The sequence below is a fragment of the Deltaproteobacteria bacterium genome, from assembly GCA_015233135.1.
Taxonomy (GTDB): Bacteria; UBA10199; UBA10199; order JADFYH01; family JADFYH01; genus JADFYH01.
In genome coordinates, this window is sequence record JADFYH010000048.1 from 1 (window position 1) to 10,448 (window position 10,448).

Sequence of the window (10,448 nt, forward strand, 5' to 3'; positions counted from 1 at the left end):
ATTTAATCGCCTCGATCTTAAATAATACCAAAGATCATTTTCTGTGTGGGTTGAGTTTTTCCTGAGAGATTTTGAAAGGTCAATCAAAGTACTCATTTTTACCCCTCACCCTACCCTCTCCCCCAAGGGGAGAGGGGAATTCGTCTTTAGTCCACTTTTATTTTTTAGATGGCATTTCTAAAAAATCGCCTGGTAAAACCGGTACAAATTTTTTATCCGCCGGAAAAGGATAGTAGCGTTTGAAGTTTTCAGGACTCATGGGGTTTCCAGAAACAAGGGGATAATAATAGGCCAGGTGAAAAAATGAAAAAACAATCATCAAAATTGAATTGAACCTTATTGCCCCTCGCTGTCTGGGGCAATTCAGATAAAGATAATTTATTCCCCCCGCGCAAAGTAGACTGTAAAAGGGCAAAATGGTGAGCATGTAATAGAAATGTGCGGTGGGTTTGATCGCCCAAAATAAAAGCTGTAGGACAATTGGGACAAACAAGAGCCAAAAGACGACTCCCACTTTTTTGGAATAGAAAACCCCCAAAACCATAAAGACCAGGCTGCTCAACCAGAAGACAGGGTTGCCAAAGGCCAGCACCGCCCTGATGCGTTCTGCACCTTCATTAGCCAGCAGATACCAGATGGGTTTGTAACCAAACAGCCACTCATAGGGGCGTGAGGAAATAAAATCCACGCCTTCAAAAGATTGTAGGTAGGCAAAGGTGCTTCTAAGCTGGGCAATGAAGCTCCACGGGGAGTAATATCCCAACATAGCGTAGCTTCCCCAAAAAACAACAAGCACGGGGAGAAAAATCAAAAAAATAATTTGAAGTAAGCCAAAACGCTGCCGAAGCTTATCTTTTTTGAAGATAAAAAAATATATGGAATAACAAGCACTAAAGCATGAACCTTAATGGATATCGCTAAGCCTAGCAAAAAGCCAAGAACCAAAAAATCGCTACTTTTTATTTTATTTGTCTCTTTTTTGAAAATAACAAGAAACTTATAAAAAGAAATGCCGATAACTAAAGCAGAGTACATGTCCAGGGTGGCGAGCTTGCTGTGCAGAAAAAAAAGCGGGTCGAATGCTAAAAGAAGTATGGAGAAGCAGCATAAAATCAGGCTTTGATAAAGTTTGTAGCAGCAAAGGCCTAGAAAAATAAGACAGGACAGCGAGGCAAACGCAGAAAGGAATCTTGCACCCGAGGGAGTTTCACCAAAAACAAATAAAGAAACAGCAATCAGCTGTTTCCCTAAAACGGTTTGAGTCATGAAGTTGTAGTTCGGATAGGGCTGATGCAGAAAAGACATGGCAGAGGAAACATGGATCAGCTCATCCCAGTAAAGTGAAGGAACGTTTGCAATCTGGTTGCAAAGGACAAAGAAGTAGACAGCTAAAAAAACACCCAAAAAGATCTTTATTTTTTTACTCCCTTCCCTCATCATTACTAGCACGTATATGTGGCCCGGTTTAATCATTCAAGGAGATAGTCGATGAGATTACAAGCAAAACAAGGCAGAGACAAATCCTGGTATTTTTTGCCCTTCTTCGCCCTGGCCCTCGTTTTTATGTTCAGTGTGTTTATTAAACCTGCTGTTTCTAACATCACGGCAAATTGCTCCGGTGCCTCCGGGGGTGGTACCCGGTTAGCCGCTGGAAACACTTTCTGTAATAGCAGTAGATCTGACCCTTGCACCATTGAAGTCTGCTGTATGGGCACTAATACGACGACACTACCCTGTGTAGGTCATGTCGGATTTTGTCAACCAGAGAGAGCCGACGAACTTTGCGTAGCCCCGAAATGCTTCGATGCCAATTTCAACATAGACACTGAAACCTGTGAAACGACTTCTCTTAGCGCCACTAGCGGACCTTATCGAACTCGCCGATTATCAACTGTCCCTGCAGGAATCACTATAGACACCAGCACCGGAAGATGCAGAAGCAATGAGACGGGAGCGGCAGTGGCTGCAAATTGCACTTTTTGTGGAGATGGTGTGGTTCAAAATTTTCCTGGACAACCCGATGCCGAGGATTGCGATTTAGGAAACCAGAATGGTCTAGCGGGAAGTACCTGTGACAATAAATGCAAGATAGTCCCTGCGACAGCAATGCCGGTCTGTGGAAATGCCAGTTTTGAAAGAGGGCTCGTAGCCAGAGATGGAAGCACCTACGACGAAACCTGTGAGCTGGCCACGCTAACTTCTTCCTTTAGCAGTGCGGGAGGAGCAGTCCCTTCAGCAACATTAAGACCCTATTATTCTTTGTTACCGGCTAACACCTGCAGAGACACAAGCTCCAGCAAACCTTGCACCTTCTGTGGAGATGGCGTTGTGGACCATAGCGCAGGGGAGGAATGTGACAATGGTCCACTCAATGGAACGATAGGACGTGCAGCAGCAGGAGATTGCACCATGGATTGCAAAAAACCTTTTTGTGGAGATGGCTTAATTGATCGTCTCTCTGAAACTTGTGAATTCAGTACAACAGGGGCTGCCCTTGTTCCTTCTACAACTCCAGGCACAGCATTAACACCTTTAGCTTCTCCTTTAACTTGCCGAGCAAAAGGCACAATTGGCGAGTGTACTTATTGTGGCGATGGAATCAAGCAGGATACTCCTGGCCCGGATGGACAGCCTTTAGAAGAATGCGACAATGGTGCCAATAATGGCCATGTGGATGCCGCGGGGTACGGATGTACCGTCGATTGCAAGCCCATTGCTCCTACTCCGTCTCGTTGCGGAGATGGAAGTATTAACCAAGACAGTGAAACCTGTGACGGAACTACTGTGCGTTCAGTCAGCTACCCCTTACCCAGCCCAGATGCGTGCCGGCCTGCAGGCAGTGCATTCCCCTGTACCTATTGCGGAGACCATGTTTGGCAGCAAGGCCCTGGCGGAGAGGTTTGCGATGCCAGCGCCGCCCTGGGTGCAACGGGATGCGCCGCAGGTGAAAGTTGTGACAACTGTGCCCGCTGTGTCCCCATCCCAGCTGCCTGCGGAAATGGAAAGATAGAATCGGGTGAGGCCTGTGATAAAAATGCTTCGCCTACAGGTTGCGCCGCAGGAAGCTACTGTGACGATGCCTGTACTTGCAAACCCGTACTCGGTAAATGCGGAGATGGGATTTTGCAAAGCAATGAAGGCTGCGAGCCGCCTAATACCCGGCTCTGCGATGCAAGCTGCAATAATATTACTCCCGCGATCATTCTTCCCATTCCCGACAATGGACAGGGGCTAAGCCCCGATGGACTTAGGATTGAAGGAAGTGGTCGTTTATTTTCAGGGGGATGCAGCCTGTATTTGAATGCAATATCGGAAATAAACCTTGTCTCTTGCCTGCCCTACCTTGCTTCTTTGTTGGGCCTTGCTTTGATGAGAACGAGAAAAAAATAAAAGCCTGATCGTTATAAAATTTTCTCAATCCCCAAAACTTTATAATGTTCTATTTTTTCAAGCGGGAGGGGGGTTCCTGAGATTAAAGGGAAATAATAAACAAACAAAATGAAGCAGGCCAGGCTAAAGAGGATGGCATTCCATCTGAGGTATTCTTTTTTACCGGGGAATTCTTGCATTAAAAAATGTAGCACCTGGACAATTAAAAGAGAATAAAAGGGAAGCACCGTCAGCATGTAGTAAAGATGTGTGCTGGGCTTGAGTGACCAGAATAAAAATTGCAAAAGCACCATCGACAACAGGGCCCAAAACAGAGTTCCTATTTTTCTGAAAAAGAAAACCCCTACTAAAATAATCAGCTCCCCCCATATCCAGAACAGGTAGTTGCCGAAGGCCAGGATGATCTGAAAATGCTTATCCTCAGTTTCCTTCAGAAGATACAAAATGGGGTTTTGCACAAAAATCCATTCGTACCAGCGCGAAGTAACAGTGGAATGAGCCTTGAAGCTGCTCAAAAAAACTGCAATCCACTTCAAGTGCTCCCACATCTCACTCCAGCTATAACCAATCAGGCTATAAGAAAATCGGAAGATCACACAAAAAGGCAACAAAAGTCCCAGGCATAAATGGCAAAAGAGTTGCTTTTGGCCTGAGGCAAGTAATTTCCGGCCCAGCAGGTAAAGAAAGGGCAATCCCAGCACTGCAGCAACCGCTTTGATCGAAACCGCAATCCCCAAAAAACTGCCTAAGAGATAAAAATCGATCTTTTTAATATTTTTTTCATTTTTTTTGAAAATAAGAAGGAATTTATAGAGGGCTATGACGATAACTAAAGTAACAGAGATGTCGAGCGTGGCCAGACGACTGTGCACGTAAAAAAGAGGATCAAAAGCCAAGAGAAGTACCGAAAGAATAGACAATGTTAAATTTTGACAAAGGAGGGAGGCGCTCAAAAAAACAAAACTGAGACTTAGAGCCCCTGCAAGGGCAGAAAAAACACGGGCCCCCCGGGGATTGTCGCCAAAGATAGAAATAGAAAGGGCGATGAGTTCCTTGCCCAATGGAGGCTGAGTCATTTCTGCATAGGGTTTTTGATGCGCCAATATCGTTTGAGCCGATTTCACATGCAAAATTTCATCCCAATATAGGGTGGCAGGCTGTGTCAGATTCCAGGCGTAAAAGAAAAATGACAAAACAAATATAAAAGCAGCAAAAAGTTTAATACGCATAGAAAACACCTAGTAAAAAAAGTGGAAGATAGGTAACATTTAGTACGGCAATTTAACCTTGCTCAATCGTTATTAACTCAAACTGAGTTTTAACTCGGAGTATAAAAATGAAAATCTTACTCAAAAAAAATGGCAATCTGTTCTTATGGAGTGTCTTACCTGTTTTGATGCTTGTCGTTACTTTTCTGGGTGTCAATTTAACTTCTAGAAATGTGCTGCCTCGTACGGGGGGGTTCTGCAGCACTGATTATTATCTTGATGACTCAGTGAGCCTTTGGTCTTACGTGGATTATTTTCGCCTTTATTTTACTCCACCTGTCGCTGGCGCTACAAACAGCACTTTAACGGAACTCTGCCAAGTGGTTCGTATTTCCGATTCCGATTCCAGCACCTGCAACACTCAGGGCCAGGCCTGCCTAGACCACACCTCCGACACAGGGCCAAAAGACAATTGCAGGGTCATGGTCGAGTACTTAAGATGCAATGCGAGTCCTACCTCTATTGCCTCTGCTAGCCCTTACCCCAGTCTAACCGCCAATCGCAGCAGCACATGCATTCGTGAATACTGTTCTCAAAGTAACTGTGTGCAGTTAAACGACACAAGATATTCCTTTCTTCTGAGTCATACCTCACTTTCTTCAGCCACAGACACCACTAGCCCCGGCTGTTTTACTCCCCCACCGCCGCCTCCAGCACCAAGGTGTGGAAATGGAGTCTTTGAATCGTCGGAAACTTGTGAAATAAAACCCGACCCTCCACACGCCCAAATTATTCGAACCCCCAGTGGTGGAACAGACACCTTCCCTCCTTCGCTTATAGCGGCAGGAATCCAATGTCGCCCCCCTGCTACAACCTCTCCCTGCACCTATTGTGGGGATGGGGTACTTGATGATGCTGCCGGAGAACTCTGTGATGACGGCCCGCTCAACGGAACCGATCGAAGCCCCCATCATTGTACTATAGACTGTAAAATAACAGCGCAAGTCACCTCTTACGTCAACACCTGTGGAGACAGCATTATTGCGGGGGATGAGACCTGCGAATTTAAAGATTCTACCGACCCCTGTGGAACTCCCCCAACAAGGGGAACAACTGTAACCCTCCCGGGTGGATCTATTCGTTGTCATGAGAATTATAATAGTCACGTACTCTTGGCCCCCGGAGTCTGTCGTGCCGCTTCAACTAGCGGTGCCTGTACTTATTGCGGGGATGGTATTACACAAATTGGGCCTGATCTCACGCACCCATTAGAAGAATGCGATGAGGGCACAAGAATCAATGGAACTGTGGATCATTGCACCCAGGATTGTAAAAAGCCTGTTTGCGGAGATGGCCTCGTCAATCAAGGCTCGGAAACCTGTGATGGAACTAGTGTGGCGGATTCCTCGTCTCCCTTACCAAACCCAAGGGCTTGTCGGACTGCAAGCACTTCAAGCCCCTGCACTTATTGCGGGGATAGGGTACTACAAGATGGAGAAGATTGTGACAATGGCCCCCTTAATGGGACTGGCAACCCAAATCCCAGCACTAATATTGTGTGTTCAAATGACTGTAAGGTAGTTACTCCTCCTCCTCCTCCTCCTCCTCCTCCTCCTCCTACTACTCCTCCTCCTCCTCCTCCTCCTACTACTACTACTACTCCTACTACTACTACTACTACTACTACTACTCCTCCTCCTCCTCCTCCTCCTCCTCCTCCCCCCCGTTGTGGAGATGGAATCATTAATCAGGGCAGTGAAACCTGTGATAGCTCCGCAGGATCCACCGCGTTCCTCAGCCCTGGGTACCCTATGTTAAATCCAGCAGAAGGATGTAGAATGTCAATGTCTGGGGCCTTCCCCTGCACTTACTGCGGAGATCACGCTTGGCAACGAGGAGATGAAGTGTGCGACGGCAGTGCTGCCCCTAATGCAACGGGATGTGCCGCAGGCCAGAGTTGTGACAATTGCCGTCGCTGTGTTCCCATCCCTCCCACCTGCGGAAATGGAAATGTGGAAACCGGTGAGGCCTGTGATAATCGTGCTACGCCTACAGGCTGTGCAGATGGCACTTACTGCGATGCCGCCTGTACTTGTAAGCCCAATCCCACTACTCCCTCTCCCAAGTGTGGAAATAGCATTATAGAACTCGGTGAAGAATGCGACCCCCCCAGGGCTGGATTCTGTGGTGCAGATTGCAAGAATATTATCATCAACGTCCCCCCTATTACACAACAAACGTCAGTACCAACACCGCCACCAGCGGAGGTCCTCCAACTTCAAGGCAGTGGAGGATGTAACCTATACCTGGGTGATGTTTTAGGCATAAACACACTTTCTTTCCTCCCCTACTTTGCCTCGCTGTTGGGATTTGCCTTGTTGAGGAAGAGGAGAAAATAGCTTCCAATCAAGTCCAGATCTATATCAGATTTGCGTGATAATGCAGATTGTCCCGTATAATTCACATGTCAATATAGATTATCAGCTTGAGTTCCGCAGATTTTAAAAATAAAAACTGATTCAAACTCCTCTCTCCCTTCAGGGGAGAGAGCCAGAGAGAGGGTGATCCTGAGTGCACTCGAGGGGACCCCTCACCCTAACCCTCTCCCTCAAGGGGAGAGGGGAAATGCTTTCAGATAAGCATTTGCCAAGAATTAGCAAAAAAATGATTCTTAAAATCTGCGGAACTCAAGTTATCAGAAAAATAAATGAAGAAAATCTGCCATGCACACGCAACTTCTAGAGAGAGATGACGATAACTAGAGTGATAAGGATATCGAACGAGGCCAAAAACGGCAAAAAAGTTTGATCCGTGTGGAAAACACCTGGTAAAAAAAGTCGGAAAAGAAGATAAGCGGAGTTAAGGAGGCAGAGATGAAAATCTTACTCAAAAAAAATGGCAACCTGTTCTTATGGAGTGTCTTACCTGTTTTGATGCTCGTCTTTACTTTTCTGGGTATCGATTTAACTTCTAGAAATGTGCTGCCTCATACGGGCGATGCCTGTCATATTTATAATATGAATGATCCCGCGGTGAATAATTGGTTTATGATCGATTACTTTGCAGCCTATTTCGCTCCTCACACAAGTACTTTAACTGAACTTTGCCAAGTCGTTAATATCACTGACGATGCTACCTGCCAAGCTTTGGGCGCGAGTTGTTTACGCCATGAAAATCCTGGGGGGGATGCCCATTTTGTGCCGGATAACTGCAGGACTATGGGTCAATATTTAAGATGTAATGTGGGAAGTTCGGGTAGCACCCCACCCTCTACTCTTTTTCCCGATTTGACTGCCAATCGATCCGATCATTGTGTTCGAGAATACTGTGACAGTAGTAATTGTGTACAATTGAACAACCCCTCTTATTCTTTTTTTCTATCCAGCACCTCACTGGGTTCTGCCACAGACACCACTAGCCCCGGCTGTTTTACTCCACCGCCCCCTCCTCCTCCCCAAAGGTGTGGAAATGGAGCCCTTGAACCAACGGAGACTTGTGAAATAAAGCCCGACCCTCCACACACCCAAATTATTCGAACCCCCACGGGCACAGACATCTTTCCCCCTTCACTTATAGCTGCAGGAGTCCAGTGTCGCCCTCCTGGTAGCCCGGCCTCTGAGGCCCGTCCCTGCACCTATTGTGGGGATGGGAATATTGATACTGGGGAAGATTGCGATGACGGCCCACTCAACGGAACCGATCGAAGCCCCCACAACTGCAGCATAGACTGCAAGAAGACGGCGCAAGTTACCTCTTACGTCAACACCTGTGGTGACAGCATTATTGCAGGGGATGAGACCTGCGAATTTAAAGATTCTATCGATCTCTGTGGTACTCCTCCAAGAGGAACGCCTGTAACTCTCCCAGATGGATCTGTTGGTTGTCATGAGGATTATAATAGTCACGGACAATTCTTGGCCCCCGGAGTCTGTCGTGCTCCTTCAACCAATGGTGCTTGTACTTATTGTGGGGATGGAACTCTACAAATGGGATCCGATTCCACCCACCCATTAGAAGAATGCGATGAGGGCACAAGGGTCAATGGAGCTATGGATCACTGCACTCTGGCTTGTAAAAATCCTGTTTGTGGAGATGGACTCGTCAATCGAGGCGTGGAAACCTGTGATGGAGCTGCTTTGTCGAATAGCACTCTCCCTTTCTCAAATAGTGAAGGATGTAGATCTACAGGGGCTGGCGCCTGCACTTATTGTGGAGACGGCATTACACAACATGATGCTGGAGAAGACTGCGATAACGGCCCCAATAATGGCGTTTTAGATCCTGTCACGGGGGCTGGATGTTCAAGAGAATGTAAAAATATCCTCCCCCCCCCTCCTCCCCGTTGTGGAGATGGAATGATTAACCAGGACAGTGAAACCTGCGATGTCTCAAGCTCTGGAAGAATTGTACTCCGAAATGGCTACTCTGTGCTAAACCCGTCAGAAGGCTGCAGAACATCGGGCCACTTCCCCTGCACTTATTGTGGAGATCACGTTTGGCAACAAGGAGATGAAGTGTGCGACGGCAGCGCTGCCCCTAATGCAACAGGTTGTACCGCTGGGCAGACTTGTGACAATTGCCGTCGTTGTGTTCCCATCCCTCCTACCTGCGGAAATGGAAATCTGGAACCCGGTGAAGCCTGTGATAATCGCGCCACCCCCACAGGCTGTGCAGATGGCACTTACTGCGACGCCTCCTGTACTTGTAAGCCCAATCCCACTGTTCCTCCTCCTGTTTGTGGAAATCACATTTTAGAAACCGGTGAAGAATGCGACCCTCCTAATCCCGGATTCTGTGATGCCAATTGCAAGCTTACCGTTCTGGCCGTTAGCCCTATTCCACAAGAAACAACACCGCCAAGACCAGAGGAGGTCTTCAGACTTCAAGGCAGTGGAGGATGTGGCCTATACTTGGGTAATGTTTTAGGCATGAACACACTTTCTCTGCTCCCCTACTTTATCTCACTGTTTGGATTTGCCTTATTGAGGAAGAGGAAGAAGTAAACAATAGATCTAATCCCATAAATTCCTAAAAGCCGCCCTCCGTGAGCACAGAGGACGGCTTTTTTATTTGAATAGATCGACCTCCACACTACTCGTCTTAAATTTATAAATCAGCGCAGGTTCTCTACTGGATATCCCAGCCTTTCCCCGAATTTGCTTCAAAGCATAAGCTAAAGTTTTTGCCTCGCCCGGAAGATACAAAGCCTCTTTGCCTCCCCACTTCAGATAAATCCCTTCTCGAAATGGATTTAAATTTTCAGGATGAGAAACTGGAACCAAAGCCCCCACCGCGGTCACGTAAACACGGCTGCCTTCCAATTCTTCTTTTTTAATGGGTGGATTTCGAATGTCTTGTAAAAAGGCCAGACGAATTTTTTGTTTCAACTCATCTGCCAGATGAGCAGTTTGTGGAAGCACAGAACCCATACAGGCACGAATACGATCCTTTTTCTTTACAGTCACAAACAAAGGAAGAGGTTTTGAAAACCAGGAATCTAATTTTAAGGAAGGTACAGGTTCATCCGGAAAATAGAGCTGATGCACGGTTTGCCGAACAACGGCTTCAAATTGCTTTTTGAGTGGAGGATTGGTTTTGAGTTGTTGAAAATGCTGGAGGGTGAAATCCTGGGCAAAGGAGAAAGAGGGGAGAAGTAAAAAAAACAAACAAAAAATTAATCGCCCAATCATCAGCCCCCTCCTCACTCACCAACCCAACAGATGTAGATGCATTTAATTACTGGGGGTAGTTTTTTTTGATAAGGCGAGAAGTTTCTTGATTTCTATTTTTTTCCCTTTGCCTTCTTCTTTTCTAAAGTCAATCACTTCTTGTTTGGGGTGTTGTTTTGAC

General features: G+C 46.5%; 8 protein-coding genes. 3 read left to right on the plus strand and 5 right to left on the minus strand.

The annotated features are described in order from the left end of the window. From HQM15_11550 to HQM15_11560, 3 genes are all read right to left on the minus strand, one after another. Nucleotides 1-96, minus strand: a 96-nt coding sequence (locus tag HQM15_11550; GenBank protein ID MBF0493398.1) for a DUF559 domain-containing protein, incomplete at its 3' end; no start/stop codon positions are given. Between the two features lie 61 nt (nt 97-157). Continuing rightward, nucleotides 158-766, minus strand: a complete 609-nt coding sequence (locus HQM15_11555; GenBank protein ID MBF0493399.1) for a hypothetical protein — start codon at nt 764-766, stop codon at nt 158-160. 41 nt (nt 767-807) lie between these two features. Beyond that, complete coding sequence (locus tag HQM15_11560) at nt 808-1,440, minus strand: phospholipid carrier-dependent glycosyltransferase (protein MBF0493400.1); 633 nt, start codon at nt 1,438-1,440, stop codon at nt 808-810. Nucleotides 1,441-1,488: 48 nt separating this feature from the next. Between HQM15_11560 and HQM15_11565 the strand changes: the two genes are divergently transcribed. After that, nucleotides 1,489-3,390, plus strand: coding sequence for a hypothetical protein (locus HQM15_11565; protein ID MBF0493401.1), 1,902 nt, complete (start codon nt 1,489-1,491; stop codon nt 3,388-3,390). 11 nt (nt 3,391-3,401) lie between these two features. On the opposite strand, the gene HQM15_11570 is transcribed toward HQM15_11565, so the two are convergent. Continuing rightward, nucleotides 3,402-4,619 (minus strand): glycosyltransferase family 39 protein, encoded by a 1,218-nt coding sequence (locus HQM15_11570; GenBank protein ID MBF0493402.1) that lies wholly within the window; start codon nt 4,617-4,619, stop codon nt 3,402-3,404. A 107-nt stretch (nt 4,620-4,726) separates the two neighbouring features. On the opposite strand from HQM15_11570, the gene HQM15_11575 reads away from it, so the two are divergent. Next, a complete protein-coding gene (locus HQM15_11575; GenBank protein MBF0493403.1) occupies nt 4,727-6,997 on the plus strand; it encodes a hypothetical protein in 2,271 nt (756 codons plus the stop codon). 474 nt (nt 6,998-7,471) lie between these two features. After that, on the plus strand, nt 7,472-9,601 hold the full coding sequence (locus HQM15_11580) for a hypothetical protein (protein ID MBF0493404.1): 2,130 nt from the start codon (nt 7,472-7,474) through the stop codon (nt 9,599-9,601). 63 nt (nt 9,602-9,664) lie between these two features. Here the strand turns inward: HQM15_11580 and HQM15_11585 are convergent, their stop codons facing one another. Further along, a complete protein-coding gene (locus HQM15_11585) occupies nt 9,665-10,288 on the minus strand; it encodes an AMMECR1 domain-containing protein (protein ID MBF0493405.1) in 624 nt (207 codons plus the stop codon). Nucleotides 10,289-10,448 lie beyond the last annotated feature (160 nt).

Coding starts and splice junctions, on each gene's coding strand:
- HQM15_11555 (MBF0493399.1), bottom strand. CDS start 766: ATGTTGGGATATTACTCCCCGTGGAGCTTCATTGCCCAGCTTAGAAGC.
- HQM15_11560 (MBF0493400.1), bottom strand. CDS start 1,440: ATGATGAGGGAAGGGAGTAAAAAAATAAAGATCTTTTTGGGTGTTTTT.
- HQM15_11565 (MBF0493401.1), top strand. CDS start 1,489: ATGAGATTACAAGCAAAACAAGGCAGAGACAAATCCTGGTATTTTTTG.
- HQM15_11570 (MBF0493402.1), bottom strand. CDS start 4,619: ATGCGTATTAAACTTTTTGCTGCTTTTATATTTGTTTTGTCATTTTTC.
- HQM15_11575 (MBF0493403.1), top strand. CDS start 4,727: ATGAAAATCTTACTCAAAAAAAATGGCAATCTGTTCTTATGGAGTGTC.
- HQM15_11580 (MBF0493404.1), top strand. CDS start 7,472: ATGAAAATCTTACTCAAAAAAAATGGCAACCTGTTCTTATGGAGTGTC.
- HQM15_11585 (MBF0493405.1), bottom strand. CDS start 10,288: ATGATTGGGCGATTAATTTTTTGTTTGTTTTTTTTACTTCTCCCCTCT.